Genomic DNA, 15,116 nt, shown 5'->3' on the forward strand with positions numbered 1-15,116 from the left:
TGTGTATCTCGATCAGAGGATTCGGTGTGCTGACAGGTCGTGGCAGCGATTAACAGTAGAGTCAGGCCTTGCCGTTACAGCTTGACGGCAGAGTCGGGGGGCCGGTGACGCAGGCCACAGGCAAACAGCCCCGGGCTCTTAGCTCGGTCGATAAACGCGCACATTGGCATGCCCCTCACTGAGCAAATGGTGGGCATGCAGGCGACTCATCACGCCTTTGTCGCAATACAGCAGGTACTGACGGCTGTTATCCAGTTCCTTGAAACGCGCGTTCAGTGCGTAGAACGGCAGCGTTTGCACGTCGATGCCAGCGATTTCCAGTGGCTCATCCTCAGCGGCATCCGGGTGACGGATGTCGATGACGATCTGGCCGGCCAGGGCTTCGCTGACTTCTTCGATCTTCACATCCTGGCCCAGTTCGTCGATCACGCGATCGATCGGGACCAGCTTGGCGTTCTCGAGCGCACGCTCCAGGATCGCCATGTCGAATTCTTTCTCTTCATGCTCCACGCGGTAACGCTTGGCGTGGGTCTTGGGGTTCACCGAAATGACCCCGCAGTATTCAGGCATGTGCTTGGCAAAGTCGGCGGTGCCGATTTCTTCTGCCAGGTCGATGATGTCCTGCTTGTGGCTGGCGATCAGCGGGCGCAATACCAGCTTCTCGGTGACGCAATCGATGATCGACAGGTTGGGCAGCGTCTGGCTGGACACCTGGGAGATCGCTTCACCGGTCACCAGCGCATCAATGTGCAGGCGGTCGGCAATGCTCGACGCCGCGCGCAACATCATACGCTTCAATACTACGCCCATATGACCGTTATCGACTTTACCGAGAATTTCTCCCAGCACTTCCTCGAACGGTACGCTCACAAATAGCACGCGTTGGGAGCTGCCGTATTTCTTCCAGATAAAGTGCGCAACTTCCATCACGCCCAATTCGTGTGCACGCCCGCCCAGATTAAAGAAGCAGAAGTGGCTCATCAGGCCACGGCGCATGATCTGGTAGGCCGCCACCGTGGAATCGAAACCGCCGGACATGAGGACCAGGGTCTGTTCCAGGGCGCCCAGCGGGTAGCCGCCGATGCTGTTGTGCTGGCTGTGGATCACAAACAACCGTTGGTCGCGAATTTCGATACGGACTTCGATTTCCGGTGTTTTCAGCGAGATTCCTGCCGCGCCGCACTCGCGACGCAGCTTGCTGCCGACGTATTTCTCGACGTCCATGGAGCTGAACGGGTGCTTGCCGGCACGCTTGCAGCGCACCGAAAAGATCTTGCCGGTCAGCGAGTCACCGTAGTGCTGCTTGCACTTCTCGGTGATGTCGTCGAAGTCGCCCAGCGGGTACTCATCCACCTGCAGGAAATGCGCGATGCCCGGCATGCAGCTCAGGCGCTCGGTCATGTCCTTCAAGGCTTTGGCGTCGGTGATGCGGGTTTCCAGCTCGAGGTTGTCCCACACGCCGTTCACCACCACAGCCGGGTCCAGGTCTCGGAGCACGGCACGGATGTTCTTGGCCAATTGACGGATGAAACGCGTCCGTACCGGTCGGCTCTTGATGGTGATCTCGGGGAAGACTTTAACGATTAATTTCATGGAAACAGCGCGCGCCGGGCCTGCTGAAAAAGGGGGGCGCGGATTATAGCGGAAATCGCTCAAGGTTTAACCAGTTAATATGCACAACACGCTTCGCGCACCAAAACGGGTCATTTACGAGAATTAACGCTACATTGCAGTGCGTTATTTTTTCCGTTTCAGCGGATTGCACCGTTATAGGGGCCATTTTGAGGCAAAAAGGCCATGTTGGCGCACTGGCATGCAATTTGCTCTCTTGTGAGGCAGGTTGCCTTGGCGGAGTATCCGCGCCGGCATCACCCACATTCTAAGGGCTAACTCCACTACCCCAGCCCGAAGCCACCCGGAGGACACCATGTCGAAGTCGGTTCAACTCATCAAAGATCATGACGTTAAATGGATTGATCTGCGCTTCACGGACACCAAAGGTACTCAGCACCACGTGACCATGCCGGCTCGCGACGCGCTGGATGATGCTTTCTTCGAAGAAGGCAAAATGTTCGACGGTTCCTCCATCGCTGGCTGGAAAGGCATTGAAGCTTCCGACATGATCCTGATGCCGGACGACAGCACTGCCGTGCTCGACCCGTTCACCGAAGACCCAACCCTGATCATCGTCTGCGACGTGATCGAGCCTTCGACCATGCAAGGCTACGACCGCGACCCACGTGCGATCGCCAAGCGTGCCGAGGAATACCTGAAGTCGACCGGTATCGGCGACACCGTATTCGTAGGCCCAGAGCCAGAATTCTTCATCTTTGATTCGGTCAAGTTCAAGTCCGACATCTCCGGTTCCATGTTCAAGATCTTCTCCGAACAAGGTTCGTGGATGTCCGACCAGGACGTGGAAGGCGGCAACAAAGGCCACCGTCCAGGTATCAAAGGTGGCTACTTCCCAGTTCCGCCGTTCGACCACGACCACGAAATCCGTACCTCCATGTGCAACGCCATGGAAGAAATGGGCCTGGTCATCGAAGTTCACCACCACGAAGTGGCGACTGCCGGCCAGAACGAAATCGGCGTGAAGTTCAACACCCTGGTTGCCAAGGCTGACGAAGTTCAGACCCTGAAGTACTGCGTACACAACGTGGCTGATGCCTACGGCCGTACCGCTACCTTCATGCCTAAGCCACTGTACGGCGATAACGGTTCGGGCATGCACGTTCACCTGTCCATCGCTAAAGAAGGCAAAAACACCTTCGCCGGCGAAGGTTATGCCGGCCTGTCCGACACTGCCCTGTACTTCATCGGCGGTATCATCAAGCACGGTAAGGCCCTGAACGGCTTCACCAACCCGTCGACCAACTCCTACAAGCGTCTGGTCCCAGGTTTCGAAGCTCCAGTAATGCTGGCCTACTCGGCTCGCAACCGTTCCGCCTCGATCCGTATTCCTTACGTGTCCAGCCCTCGCGCTCGCCGTATCGAAGCCCGCTTCCCGGATCCAGCAGCCAACCCATACCTGGCCTTCGCTGCCCTGGTAATGGCGGGTCTGGACGGTATCCAGAACAAGATCCACCCTGGCGATGCCGCCGACAAAAACTTGTACGACCTGCCGCCTGAAGAGGCCAAAGAGATCCCACAAGTGTGCGGCAGCCTGAAAGAAGCCCTGGAAGAGCTGGACAAGGGCCGTGCGTTCCTGACCAAAGGCGGCGTATTCAGCGACGACTTCATCGATGCTTACATCGAGCTGAAAAGCGAAGAAGAAATCAAAGTACGCACCTTCGTGCACCCACTGGAATACGAGCTGTACTACAGCTGCTAATCCAGTAGCGCTACTTGACGTAGCGTGACAAGAAAGGCCTCCTTCGGGAGGTCTTTTTTTTGCCCAGGCTTTTTGAACACTATAAAAGAGGGCTGGCGCCCTCCCATCAGGAGATCACCGTTGAAACGTCGACTCTTATTTGCCCTGTTATTCGCGAGCGCCAGTGCCCACGCTGCGCCACCCACGCTCGAACCCCTGCTCAACAGCATCGCCGAACGCCTGCAGATCGCCGAACAGGTCGCCCTGAGCAAATGGGACAGCCACAAGCCCGTGGAGGACAAGACGCGCGAACAAGAGGTGATCGCCAGCGTTGCCGCCCAAGCGCCGGGCTACAAACTGAGCCCTGCCGCCGCCGAGCAGTTTTTCTCGGCGCAAATCGAAGCCAACAAACTGGTGCAATACACCCTGCTGTCCGACTGGCAGTTCCAGGGCAAGGCGCCCGACGATCCACGCCCGGACCTGGTGAAGCAGATTCGCCCCCGCCTCGACGAATTGCAGAAGCGCCTGCTCAAGCAACTGGCGGACTTCACCCCGCAACGCACCGACCCACAATGCCCGCAATGGCTCGCCCAGGCCGTCCATGAGCCGCTGAACGAACCGATGCAACAACTGGCGATGATCCGCGCCACCGCCGAGCTGTGCATCCACAAAGGCTAAAGCCTGCAAACCCCATCAAAATGTGGGAACTGGCTTGCCTGCGATAGCTTCGGCACATTCAAGACCGCTATCGCAGGCAAGCCAGCTCCCACACTTACCCAGTCTCGCAGTCAACTCATCGCCAACCTTCACTTCCTGAACAACCTTCACAAAACCGCACTATATTGGTGCGATAGGCTGCACCCTTCCCATCGACTCAGCCCATTTTGGTTCGAAACTTCCCGAGCGAGCTGGCAGAACGCCACAGTTTCGCGCCTAAAACCCCCATTTCAGGGGTTTCGCGCTTCTTTTCGGAGCCTTGGTTTGGTTTTTGCATTTTCCTTGTATCAGCGTGTGCCCGAAGCCCGCGCCTTGCTCCAAAAGAGGTCCTGATGACCATCAGCGATGCACTGCACCGTTTGCTACTCGACAACCTGACCACCGCGACCATCCTGCTCAATGACGACCTGCGTCTTGAGTACATGAACCCGGCGGCGGAGATGCTCCTGGCCATCAGCGGCCAGCGCAGCCATGGGCAGTTCATCAGCGAATTGTTCACCGAGTCGGCCGAAGCCCTGAGCTCGTTGCGCCAGGCAGTGGAGCAGGCACACCCCTTTACCAAGCGTGAGGCGATGCTCACGGCGCTCACCGGCCAGACCCTGACCGTCGACTACGCCGTGACCCCGATCCTGAGCAACGGCGCGACCCTGCTGCTGCTTGAGGTACACCCCCGCGACCGCCTGCTGCGTATCACCAAGGAAGAAGCCCAGCTGTCCAAGCAGGAAACCAGCAAGATGCTGGTGCGCGGCCTGGCCCATGAGATCAAGAACCCCCTGGGCGGGATTCGCGGCGCGGCGCAATTGCTGGCCCGCGAGCTGCCCGACGAGAATCTCAAGGACTACACCAACGTCATCATCGAAGAAGCCGACCGCCTGCGTAACCTGGTGGACCGCATGCTCGGCTCCAACAAGTTGCCGTCGCTGGCGATGACCAACGTGCACGAGGTGCTCGAGCGCGTCTGCCAATTGGTCGAGGCCGAAAGCCAGGGCTGCATCACCTTGGTGCGCGACTATGACCCGAGCATTCCCGACGTCTTGATCGACCGCGAACAGATGATCCAGGCGGTGCTCAACATCGTGCGCAACGCCATGCAGGCCATCAGCAGCCAGAACGAGCTGCGCCTGGGCCGCATCAGCCTGCGCACCCGCGCCCTGCGCCAGTTCACCATCGGCCATGTGCGCCATCGCCTGGTGACCAAGGTCGAGATCATCGACAACGGCCCGGGCATTCCTGCGGAACTTCAGGAAACCATCTTCTTTCCCATGGTCAGCGGCCGCCCGGATGGCACCGGGCTGGGCCTGGCCATTACCCAGAACATCATCAGCCAGCACCAGGGTCTGATCGAATGTGAGAGCCATCCTGGCCACACCACTTTCTCGATCTTTCTGCCTCTGGAACAAGGAGCCCCATCGACATGAGCCGTAGTGAAACTGTCTGGATCGTCGATGACGACCGTTCTATCCGCTGGGTCCTCGAGAAAGCCTTGCAACAGGAAGGCATGACCACCCAGAGCTTCGACAGCGCCGATGGGGTGATGAGCCGCCTGGCCCGTCAGCAGCCGGATGTGATCATCTCGGATATCCGCATGCCCGGCGCCAGTGGCCTGGACTTGCTGGCCCGCATTCGCGAGCAGCACCCGCGCCTGCCGGTGATCATCATGACCGCGCACTCGGACCTGGACAGCGCTGTCGCTTCCTACCAGGGCGGCGCCTTTGAATACCTGCCCAAGCCGTTCGACGTGGACGAGGCGGTGGCGCTGGTCAAGCGCGCCAACCAGCACGCCCAGGAACAGCAGAGCCAGGAAGCTCCACCCACCCTGACCCGCACCCCGGAAATCATCGGTGAAGCGCCGGCGATGCAGGAAGTGTTTCGCGCCATTGGGCGTTTGAGCCACTCCAACATCACCGTGCTGATCAACGGCGAGTCGGGCACCGGTAAAGAACTGGTGGCCCACGCCCTGCACCGCCACAGCCCACGGGCGGCCTCGCCGTTCATCGCGCTGAACATGGCGGCCATTCCCAAGGACTTGATGGAATCCGAGCTGTTCGGCCATGAAAAAGGCGCCTTCACCGGCGCGGCCAACCTGCGTCGCGGCCGTTTTGAACAGGCCGATGGCGGCACCTTGTTCCTCGACGAAATCGGTGACATGCCTGCCGACACCCAGACGCGCCTGCTGCGTGTACTGGCCGACGGCGAGTTCTATCGCGTGGGCGGGCACACGCCAGTCAAGGTGGACGTGCGCATCATCGCCGCGACCCACCAGAACCTGGAAACCCTGGTGCACGCCGGCAAGTTCCGTGAGGACTTGTTCCACCGCCTCAACGTGATCCGCATCCATATTCCGCGCATGTCGGACCGTCGCGAAGACATCCCGACCCTCGCCCGCCACTTCCTCAGCCGCGCCGCCCAGGAGCTGGCCGTGGAGCCGAAGCTGCTGAAAAGCGAGACCGAGGAGTACCTGAAGAACCTGCCATGGCCGGGCAACGTGCGCCAGCTGGAGAACACTTGCCGCTGGATCACGGTGATGGCGTCCGGACGCGAAGTGCACATCAGTGACCTGCCGCCCGAGCTGTTGAGCCTGCCGCAGGATTCGGCACCGGTGACCAACTGGGAGCAGGCCCTGCGCCAATGGGCCGACCAGGCCCTGGCACGCGGCCAGTCGAACCTGCTGGACAGCGCCGTACCGGCGTTCGAGCGGATCATGATCGAAACCGCGCTCAAGCACACCGCAGGTCGCCGCCGCGACGCCGCCGTACTGCTGGGCTGGGGCCGCAACACCTTGACGCGCAAGATCAAGGAATTGGGGATGAAGGTTGATGGTGGGGATGATGACGAGGGCGATGAAGCCTGAACTCCATTTCTGAATCGCTGAAAATCTAATGTGGGAGCCGGGCTTGCCCGCGATGGCGGTGTGTCAGTCACCGAATATGTCGACTGAAATACCGCCATCGCAGGCAAGCCAGCTCCCACAGTTGTTTTGTGTTGGACCGAATACCGTGCACCGCTTCAATGCACCATGAACTAGCATCGGGCACGGATCCAATGCCTGAAACTTCAGCCTTGCTGAAAAGAATCCAAAGACCAAAAACACCAAAGCCCCGTATTCCGGGGCTTTGCGCTTTCTGGAGAAATTTTTTGGTACAACCTGGCCACTCTGGCACGCGCCCTGCAATAACCCTTGTACAACCCAGTTTCGGGGACCTTGGTACAGGCAGGCCGAGAATCCCCTCTTTACACCCGGGGTGCTTGATGCGAACCGCGTCGCGCTCCACACCGCTTTGGGGAACCTCGGTACAGGCAGGCCGGGGATTCCCTCTTTAACACCGAAGCCTTGAAGGCTTCACCCCGTTTTGGGAGCCCTGGTACAGGCAGGCCGGGAACTCCCTTCTTTACACCCGGGGCTTATGTGGCACAGCGCCCATAGCCCCAGCCCGTTTCGGGGACCTTGGTACAGGCAGGCCGGGGATTCCCTCTTTTATTGCTCCTGGAGATGGATCTCCAGCCGCCAGCGGCCATCGACCTTCTCCCCCCTCCACTCTCCACGCAACGGCCGGGCCGCCACCAGGTTCAGCAGCAGGCCGCCATCGGTCTTGCGCACGCGCCAGTTCACATCCTTGTCATTGACCTTGAGTTGCCCGCTGGCCGCCTTGCCCTGGGCGTCGAACAGCAAGGCCACGGTGCCGTCGATATGCTCGCCGTGCAGCTTGGGTTCGCTGTTGAACCACACCACCACGCCATCCGCCGCTGTCTCGACCTGCTGCAGTTCGACGGGGTCGGGCGTGGTCAGGCGGCCGATCATCAAGCCGATCATCAGCCCCACAATCGCCAAAGAGCCCATCACCCGCGGCAATAGCTTCGGTCTTGGATCGTCTTCAGGGGTAGAATGCAGCGCATCTTTACCTTCGGAGCCGTGCATGTTTCACGTCATCCTTTTTCAACCAGAAATTCCGCCGAACACCGGCAACGTTATCAGGCTGTGCGCCAACAGTGGCTGCCACCTGCATTTGATCGAGCCCCTGGGCTTCGACATGGACGACAAGCGCCTGCGCCGCGCCGGGCTGGACTACCACGAGTACGCCACCCTCCAGCGCCATGCCGACCTGGCCAGTTGCCTGGAAAGCCTGGGGCAGCCACGGCTGTTCGCGTTCACCACCAAGGGCTCGCAGCCGTTCCATGATGTCAGCTTTGCCGAAGGCGACGCCTTCCTCTTCGGGCCTGAAAGCCGTGGCCTGCCGGCCGAGGTACTGGACGCCCTGCCCGACGGCCATCGCCTGCGCTTGCCGATGCGCGAGGGCTGCCGCAGCCTGAACCTGTCCAACACCGTGGCGGTTGCCGTCTACGAGGGCTGGCGCCAACTGGGCTTCAAATAACACACATCACCCTTTGTAGGAGCCGGCTTGCCGGCGATGGCGACCTTGAATAGTGCATCGATTTCAAGGGCCTCATCGCCGGCAAGCCGGCTCCTACAGGGCATAAAAAAAGCGCCGGTTATGGCGCTTTTTTACATCGTCGGCTTACTGAACCGTCGACGAACCTTCCTGTTGCATGCGCTGCAGCTCTTGAGCGTACAGGGCATCGAAGTTCACCGGAGCCAGCATCAGCGCAGGGAACGAGCCGCGGGTGACCAGGCTGTCCAAGGTCTCACGGGCATACGGGAACAGGATGTTCGGGCAGAACGCGCCCAGGGTGTGGCTCATGGACGCTTCGTCCAGGCCCTGGATCAGGAAGATACCGGCCTGTTGCACTTCAGCGATGAAGGCCACTTCTTCGCCGTTCTTGACGGTCACCGACAGGGTCAGCACGACTTCATGGAAGTCACCTTCAAGGGCTTTCTGACGGGTGTTCAGGTCCAGCGCAACGCTTGGGGTCCATTCCTGACGGAAGATCGCCGGGCTTTTCGGCGCTTCGAACGACAGGTCACGCACGTAGATCCGCTGCAGCGAAAACTGTGGGCCTTGAGCTTCTGCTGCTTCGGTGTTCTGTTGGTCAGTCATCGCAGATCCTTCTTGATCTTGGGGTCTTTTAGGGTTTAGGAGTCAGACGAGCAGCAGCGCATCGAGTTTACCGGCGCGCTCCAGGGCGAACAGGTCGTCGCAACCACCGATGTGCCTGGCGCCAATCCAGATCTGCGGCACGGACGTGCGCCCCGCCTTCTGGGCCATTTCGGCACGCACCTGGGGTTTGCCGTCGACCTTGATCTCTTCGAAGGCAACGCCCTTTTTCTCAAGCAAAGCCTTGGCCCGCATGCAGTAAGGGCACCAATCGCTGGAATACACGACAACCTGGCTCATATCACTTCACCAGCGGCAGGTTATCGGCGCGCCAGCTGCTGATACCACCAGACAGTTTGGCGGCGGTGAAACCGGTCTTGAGCATTTCGCGGGCGTGGGTGCCGGCGTGCTGGCCTTGGGCATCGACCAGGATGATGGTCTTGGCCTTGTGCTTTTCAAGCTCGGCCAGGCGCGCGATCAGCTTGTCCTGTGGAATGTTCAGGGCACCGACGATATGGCCGGTGGCGAATTCCTTGGCCGGACGGATATCCACGACAACGGCCTCATCCTTGTTGACCAGCGCGGTCAGCTCCGCCGTGCTCAGGCTGCGGCCACCGCGGCTCAATTCATGAGCGATCAGCAGCGCCAGCAGGATGACGAAGGCACCCACGAGCAGGTAGTGGGCAGTGGCAAATGCAATCAGGTGATCAACCATCAAGGAGGTTCCAGGGCGTTAAAATGGCGGTAAGTATACACAGCCGTCAGGGGGGGCCAACCCCCGTAAAGCGGTGACGTCGTCGGAACTTCGCTTTAAACTGCCACTCCCTTTTCAATTGTCTTCCTTTATTACCGCCGCGAGAGGATCTATGACTACTACGCCTAAACCTTTGGTCCTGATAATTCTCGATGGCTTTGGACACAGTGAAAGCCACCACGACAACGCAGTGTACTCGGCCAACAAGCCGGTACTGGACCGCCTGACCGCCACCGTACCCAACGGCTTGATCTCCGGTTCCGGCATGGACGTGGGCCTGCCGGACGGCCAGATGGGCAACTCGGAAGTCGGCCACATGAACCTCGGCGCCGGACGAGTGGTATATCAGGACTTCACCCGCGTGACCAAAGCGATCCGCGACGGCGAGTTCTTCGAGAACCCGACCATCTGCGCGGCGGTGGATAAAGCAGTTGCAGCGGGCAAGGCCGTGCACTTCATGGGCCTGCTGTCCGACGGCGGCGTTCACAGCCACCAGGACCACCTGGTCGCCATGGCCGAACTGGCCTTCAAGCGCGGCGCCGACAAGATCTACCTGCACGCCTTCCTCGACGGTCGCGACACGCCACCAAAAAGCGCGCAATCGTCCATCGAACTGCTGGACGCCACGTTCGCCGCGCTGGGCAAAGGCCGCATCGCCAGCCTGGTCGGCCGCTACTTCGCCATGGACCGCGACAACCGCTGGGACCGCGTGTCCCAGGCCTACAACCTGATCGTCAATGGCCAGGCCGAATTCAACGCCGCCACCGCCCAGCAAGGCCTGGAAGCTGCCTACGCCCGTGGCGAGAGCGATGAGTTCGTCAAAGCCACCACCATCGGCGAGCCGGTAAAGGTCGAAGATGGCGACGCCGTGGTGTTCATGAACTTCCGCGCCGACCGCGCCCGCGAGCTGAGCCATGTGTTTGTCGATGACGGTTTCAAGGACTTCGAGCGCTCGCGCCAGCCGAAAGTCGAGTTCGTGATGCTCACCCAATACGCCGCCAACATCCCGGCCCCGTCGGCGTTTGCCCCGGGCAGTCTGGAAAACGTACTGGGCGACTACCTGGCGAAAAACGGCAAGACCCAGCTGCGCATCGCCGAAACCGAGAAATACGCCCACGTGACCTTCTTCTTCTCCGGCGGGCGCGAAGAGCCGTTCCCGGGCGAAGAGCGCATCCTGATCCCGTCGCCAAAAGTCGCCACCTACGACCTGCAGCCGGAAATGAGCGCGCCGGAAGTGACTGACAAGATCGTCGACGCCATCGACAACCAGCGTTATGACGTGATTGTGGTCAACTACGCCAACGGCGACATGGTGGGCCATAGCGGCAACCTTGAAGCTGCGGTCAAGGCCGTAGAATGCCTGGACACGTGCGTCGGCCGTATCGTCGACGCCCTGGAAAAAGTCGGCGGCGAAGCACTGATCACCGCCGACCACGGCAACTGCGAGCAGATGTCCGACGAATCTACCGGCCAGGCCCACACCGCCCACACCACCGAGCCGGTGCCGTTCATCTATGTCGGCAAGCGTGATTTGAAAGTGCGTGAAGGCGGCGTACTGGCGGATGTGGCGCCAACCATGCTGAAGCTGATGGGCCTGGAGAAGCCGGCCGAGATGACCGGTACTTCGATTCTGGTTTAACCCTCACAAGCGCCGCGAGCCCCTCTGGGAGCTGGCTTGCCTGCGATAGCATCAACTCGGTATCGCTGAAACACCGAGGTGTCCGCATCGCTGGCAAGCCAGCGCCTACAGAGGGTAAGCGCCGTTCGGCACCTATCTTGCGGCCCAGCCCGAATTGGGCATTTTTTTTGCCGCGCTTGGCGGGCATACTAGGCCGTCCCTTTCCCTGGTGTCGCCCGCCTCTATGCTTCGCGCCTTGATTACCCTCGCTCTTGTCTGCCTGCTCCAACCGGCGTTTGCCGACGAGCGCGCACAAACCCAACAACAGTTGGACGCTACGCGTCAGGACATTACCGAGCTGAAAAAGCTGCTCGGCAAACTCCAGGAAGAGAAATCCGGGGTACAGAAAGACCTGCGCGGCACGGAAACCGAGATGGGCAAGCTGGAGAAGCAGGTCCAGGAGCTACAAAAAGAATTAAAGAAGAGCGAGTCGGAACTGGAGCGACTCGACGCTGAGAAAAAAAAACTCCAGAGCGCACGCGTTGAACAGCAACGCCTGATCGCAATCCAGGCCCGCGCCGCCTACCAGAGCGGCCGCCAGGAATACCTCAAGCTGCTGCTCAACCAGCAGAACCCGGAAAAATTCGCCCGTACCCTCACCTATTACGACTACCTGAGCCAGGCACGCCTGGCGCAATTGAAGGGTTTTAACGAAACCCTGCGCCAACTGGCCAACGTCGAGCAGGAAATCGCTGACCAGCAGTCGCAACTGCTGGATCAGAAAACCGCCCTCGACACCCAGCGCGATCAGCTCGACAAAGTGCGCAAGGAACGCCAGCTGGCCTTGGCCAAGCTCAACGACGACGTAAAAGCCCGCGACGCGAAGCTGCAGGCTCGCGAGCAAGACCAGGCCGACCTGGCCAAAGTGCTCAAGACCATCGAAGAAACCCTGGCTCGCCAGGCACGCGAGGCCGAAGAAGCGCGGCAAAAAGCGCTGATCGCCCAGCAGGAAGCCGAAAAAAAGCGCCAGCGTGAGGCCGAGCTGGCAGCCAACTCGGACGCCCCGGCGCCCCGCAAACCGGCACATGCAGCGCCCGGCCCGCTGGTTTCCAGCAGCGGCGAGTCCTTCGGCGGCCCTTTTGCTTCAGCTCGCGGCAAACTTCCATGGCCAGTTGATGGTCGATTACTGGCACGCTTTGGTGAAACCCGTGGCGATGACACCCGAGCCAAGTGGGACGGCGTGATGATCAGCGCCGCTGCCGGCAGCCAGGTTCATGCGGTGCACGGTGGGCGCGTGGTGTTTGCCGATTGGCTGCGCGGGGCCGGTTTGTTGGTGATTCTTGACCACGGTAATGGCTATTTGAGCCTTTACGGCCACAATCAGACTTTACTCAAGTCGGCAGGTGATGTTGTAAAAGCCGGTGAATCCATCTCCACTGTGGGTAACAGTGGTGGCCAGGACACCCCGGCGCTGTACTTCGCTATTCGTCAGCAGGGTCGCCCGAGCGATCCTGCACAATGGTGCCGTTCCCAAGGATAGGGCCGCATCTACATTAGGAGTTCGTTCGACATGCTGCATTTGTCCCGCCTCACTTCGCTGGCCCTGACGATCGCCCTCGTGATCGGCGCGCCTCTGGCTTTCGCCGACCAGGCCGCACCGGCTGCGCCTGCCGCCTCGGCTGCGACCACCAAGGCGCCGCTGCCGCTGGACGAGTTGCGCACCTTTGCCGAGGTCATGGACCGGATCAAGGCAGCCTATGTCGACCCTGTAGATGACAAGACCCTGCTGGAGAATGCCATCAAGGGCATGCTCAGCAACCTTGACCCGCACTCCGCCTACCTGGGGCCTGAAGACTTCGCCGAGCTGCAGGAAAGCACCAGCGGCGAATTCGGCGGCCTGGGCATTGAAGTGGGCTCCGAAGACGGCAACATCAAAGTCGTCTCGCCGATCGATGACACCCCGGCGTCCAAGGCGGGCATCCAGGCCGGCGACTTCATCGTCAAGATCAACGGCCAGCCGACCCGTGGCCAGACCATGACCGAAGCCGTCGACAAGATGCGCGGCAAGATCGGCCAGAAAATCACCCTGACCCTGGTTCGCGACGGCGGCAACCCGTTTGACGTGACCCTTGCCCGCGCAACCATCACGGTCAAGAGCGTGAAGAGCCAGCTGCTGGAGTCGGGCTACGGCTACATCCGCATCACCCAGTTCCAGGTCAAGACCGGCGACGAAGTGGCCAAGGCCCTGGCCAAGCTGCGCAAGGACAACGGCAAGAAGCTCAACGGCATCGTGCTCGACCTGCGTAACAACCCAGGCGGCGTGCTGCAGGCCGCGGTGGAAGTGGTCGACCACTTCATCACCAAAGGCCTGATCGTGTACACCAAGGGCCGTATCGCCAATTCCGAGCTGCGCTTCTCGGCCACCGGCAATGACCTCAGTGAAGGCGTGCCACTGGCCGTGCTGATCAACGGCGGCAGCGCCTCGGCTTCGGAAATCGTTGCCGGCGCTCTGCAAGACCAGAAACGCGGCGTACTGATGGGCACTACCAGCTTCGGCAAAGGCTCGGTACAAACCGTGTTGCCGCTGAACAACGATCGCGCACTGAAGATCACCACGGCGCTGTACTACACGCCCAATGGTCGCTCGATCCAGGCCCAGGGCATTGTCCCGGACATCGAAGTGCGCAAGGCCAAGATCACCAACGAGGCCGACAGCGAGTTCTACAAAGAGGCGGACCTGCAAGGCCACCTGGGCAATGGCAACGGCGGCGCCGACCAGCCGACCGGCAGCGGTACCAAAGCCAAGCCGATGCCGCAGGACGACGACTACCAACTGGCCCAGGCGCTGAGCCTGCTCAAGGGCTTGAGCATCACCCGCAGCCGTTGATATGCGTTTTGCCCTGATCATCGCTGTGCTGTGCAGCCTGGCGGGAGTCGCCCATGCGACCCCGGCCGGCGAGCCTCACAAAGCCTACCTCACCCTGATCATCGACGACCTGGGGCAGAACCTGCCCCGGGATCGGCGCGTGCTGGCGCTGCCTGGGCCGGTGACCACGGCGATCATGCCCGACACGCCCCACGCTGCCGAATTCGCCCGCGAAGCCCACAAGGCCGGCAAGATCGTGATCCTGCACATGCCCATGGACCCGGCTACCGGCCCGTTCGCCTGGCACCCCGACCTGCCCATCGAAGAACTTGGCAAGCGCCTGGACGCCGCGTTCAAGGCAGTGCCCTACACCGCTGGCATCAACAACCACATGGGCAGCCGCATGACTGCGCAACCCGAGGCGATGGCGTGGTTGATGGCCGAGCTGCAACGGCGCAACAAGTTCTTTGTCGACAGCCGTACCAGCGCGCAGACCGTCGCGGCCGCCGAGGCCCAGAAAATTGGCCTGGCGCATGTCTCACGGGACGTGTTCCTGGATGACGAACGCACGGAAGCAGCGATCACCACGCAACTGCAGACGGCGATCAAGCTGGCCCACAAACAGGGTTCAGCCGTCATGATCGGCCATCCCTACCCCCAGACCCTCGCAGTGTTGGAGCGTGAGCTGCCCAAGCTCAAGGACCAGGGCGTTGACTGGATCGATATCAAGTTGATGATCAGCGTGCGCAGCAACCAGGCGATGGCGGCACATGGAAAAAACGGCACCTACCTTCCCGCGCGTAGATAGATACCACTCGGCGGCGCCCGCCCTGCTCGATAGTTGAGGCTTCAATCAA

Annotated in this window: 14 protein-coding genes; 9 read left to right on the forward strand and 5 right to left on the reverse strand. The window is 60.6% G+C overall.

The features are described 5' to 3' along the window. Positions 1-138: 138 nt before the first annotated feature. Positions 139-1,593 carry a tRNA uracil 4-sulfurtransferase ThiI gene (thiI, locus tag HX792_RS17650; protein WP_176997277.1) on the reverse strand — a complete coding sequence of 485 codons (1,455 nt, stop codon included), beginning with the start codon at positions 1,591-1,593 and terminating at the stop codon, positions 139-141. A 334-nt stretch (positions 1,594-1,927) separates the two neighbouring features. Here thiI and glnA point away from each other — a divergent pair, with 334 nt between their 5' ends. The 4 genes from glnA to ntrC all read left to right on the forward strand — a co-directional run bounded on the left by glnA (position 1,928) and on the right by ntrC (position 6,881). Continuing rightward, entirely contained in the window at positions 1,928-3,334 is a 1,407-nt protein-coding gene (gene glnA / locus HX792_RS17655) for a glutamate--ammonia ligase (protein ID WP_024072899.1), read from the forward strand. Between the two features lie 120 nt (positions 3,335-3,454). Further along, entirely contained in the window at positions 3,455-3,991 is a 537-nt protein-coding gene (locus HX792_RS17660) for a chorismate mutase (RefSeq protein ID WP_176997278.1), read from the forward strand. A gap of 371 nt (positions 3,992-4,362) precedes the next feature. Beyond that, positions 4,363-5,448, forward strand: coding sequence for a nitrogen regulation protein NR(II) (glnL, locus tag HX792_RS17665; RefSeq protein ID WP_016979130.1), 1,086 nt, complete (start codon positions 4,363-4,365; stop codon positions 5,446-5,448). After that, positions 5,445-6,881: a nitrogen regulation protein NR(I) gene (gene ntrC / locus HX792_RS17670; protein WP_176997279.1), complete on the forward strand. Its 1,437-nt coding sequence runs from the start codon at positions 5,445-5,447 to the stop codon at positions 6,879-6,881. The genes glnL and ntrC overlap by 4 nt, the downstream gene beginning before the upstream one ends. Before the next feature lie 624 nt (positions 6,882-7,505). Here ntrC and HX792_RS17675 read toward each other — a convergent pair. Continuing rightward, positions 7,506-7,946 carry a hypothetical protein gene (locus HX792_RS17675; RefSeq protein ID WP_176997280.1) on the reverse strand — a complete coding sequence of 147 codons (441 nt, stop codon included), beginning with the start codon at positions 7,944-7,946 and terminating at the stop codon, positions 7,506-7,508. Between HX792_RS17675 and HX792_RS17680 the strand changes: the two genes are divergently transcribed. Continuing rightward, positions 7,945-8,400, forward strand: a complete 456-nt coding sequence (locus HX792_RS17680; RefSeq protein ID WP_176997281.1) for a tRNA (cytidine(34)-2'-O)-methyltransferase — start codon at positions 7,945-7,947, stop codon at positions 8,398-8,400. The genes HX792_RS17675 and HX792_RS17680 overlap by 2 nt on opposite strands. 144 nt (positions 8,401-8,544) lie before the next feature. Here HX792_RS17680 and secB read toward each other — a convergent pair whose 3' ends face one another. Genes secB through HX792_RS17695 form a run of 3 tightly spaced genes read right to left on the reverse strand, consistent with a single transcriptional unit; the run spans position 8,545 to position 9,736 of the window. Further along, positions 8,545-9,024: a protein-export chaperone SecB gene (gene secB, locus HX792_RS17685; RefSeq protein WP_012721755.1), complete on the reverse strand. Its 480-nt coding sequence runs from the start codon at positions 9,022-9,024 to the stop codon at positions 8,545-8,547. A 42-nt stretch (positions 9,025-9,066) separates the two neighbouring features. After that, entirely contained in the window at positions 9,067-9,321 is a 255-nt protein-coding gene (grxC, locus tag HX792_RS17690) for a glutaredoxin 3 (protein WP_033896917.1), read from the reverse strand. 1 nt (position 9,322) lies between these two features. Next, positions 9,323-9,736, reverse strand: a complete 414-nt coding sequence (locus tag HX792_RS17695) for a rhodanese-like domain-containing protein (RefSeq protein WP_176997282.1) — start codon at positions 9,734-9,736, stop codon at positions 9,323-9,325. Between the two features lie 151 nt (positions 9,737-9,887). Between HX792_RS17695 and gpmI the strand changes: the two genes are divergently transcribed. The 4 genes from gpmI (at position 9,888) to HX792_RS17715 (ending at position 15,067) form a co-directional block, all read left to right on the forward strand. Further along, positions 9,888-11,414, forward strand: coding sequence for a 2,3-bisphosphoglycerate-independent phosphoglycerate mutase (gene gpmI, locus HX792_RS17700; RefSeq protein WP_176997283.1), 1,527 nt, complete (start codon positions 9,888-9,890; stop codon positions 11,412-11,414). Positions 11,415-11,637: 223 nt separating this feature from the next. Next, positions 11,638-12,933, forward strand: a complete 1,296-nt coding sequence (locus HX792_RS17705; protein WP_176997284.1) for a murein hydrolase activator EnvC — start codon at positions 11,638-11,640, stop codon at positions 12,931-12,933. Positions 12,934-12,963: 30 nt separating this feature from the next. Further along, entirely contained in the window at positions 12,964-14,280 is a 1,317-nt protein-coding gene (locus HX792_RS17710; RefSeq protein WP_176997285.1) for a S41 family peptidase, read from the forward strand. Position 14,281: 1 nt separating this feature from the next. Beyond that, complete coding sequence (locus tag HX792_RS17715; protein WP_176997286.1) at positions 14,282-15,067, forward strand: divergent polysaccharide deacetylase family protein; 786 nt, start codon at positions 14,282-14,284, stop codon at positions 15,065-15,067. Positions 15,068-15,116 lie beyond the last annotated feature (49 nt).

The sequence above is a fragment of the Pseudomonas sp. B6002 genome (assembly GCF_013385985.1).
Taxonomy (GTDB): Bacteria; Pseudomonadota; Gammaproteobacteria; order Pseudomonadales; family Pseudomonadaceae; genus Aquipseudomonas.

Coding starts and splice junctions, on each gene's coding strand:
- HX792_RS17695 (WP_176997282.1), bottom strand. CDS start 9,736: ATGGTTGATCACCTGATTGCATTTGCCACTGCCCACTACCTGCTCGTG.
- glnA (WP_024072899.1), top strand. CDS start 1,928: ATGTCGAAGTCGGTTCAACTCATCAAAGATCATGACGTTAAATGGATT.
- HX792_RS17680 (WP_176997281.1), top strand. CDS start 7,945: ATGTTTCACGTCATCCTTTTTCAACCAGAAATTCCGCCGAACACCGGC.
- glnL (WP_016979130.1), top strand. CDS start 4,363: ATGACCATCAGCGATGCACTGCACCGTTTGCTACTCGACAACCTGACC.
- thiI (WP_176997277.1), bottom strand. CDS start 1,593: ATGAAATTAATCGTTAAAGTCTTCCCCGAGATCACCATCAAGAGCCGA.
- HX792_RS17705 (WP_176997284.1), top strand. CDS start 11,638: ATGCTTCGCGCCTTGATTACCCTCGCTCTTGTCTGCCTGCTCCAACCG.
- gpmI (WP_176997283.1), top strand. CDS start 9,888: ATGACTACTACGCCTAAACCTTTGGTCCTGATAATTCTCGATGGCTTT.
- grxC (WP_033896917.1), bottom strand. CDS start 9,321: ATGAGCCAGGTTGTCGTGTATTCCAGCGATTGGTGCCCTTACTGCATG.
- HX792_RS17710 (WP_176997285.1), top strand. CDS start 12,964: ATGCTGCATTTGTCCCGCCTCACTTCGCTGGCCCTGACGATCGCCCTC.
- secB (WP_012721755.1), bottom strand. CDS start 9,024: ATGACTGACCAACAGAACACCGAAGCAGCAGAAGCTCAAGGCCCACAG.
- HX792_RS17675 (WP_176997280.1), bottom strand. CDS start 7,946: ATGCACGGCTCCGAAGGTAAAGATGCGCTGCATTCTACCCCTGAAGAC.
- HX792_RS17715 (WP_176997286.1), top strand. CDS start 14,282: ATGCGTTTTGCCCTGATCATCGCTGTGCTGTGCAGCCTGGCGGGAGTC.
- ntrC (WP_176997279.1), top strand. CDS start 5,445: ATGAGCCGTAGTGAAACTGTCTGGATCGTCGATGACGACCGTTCTATC.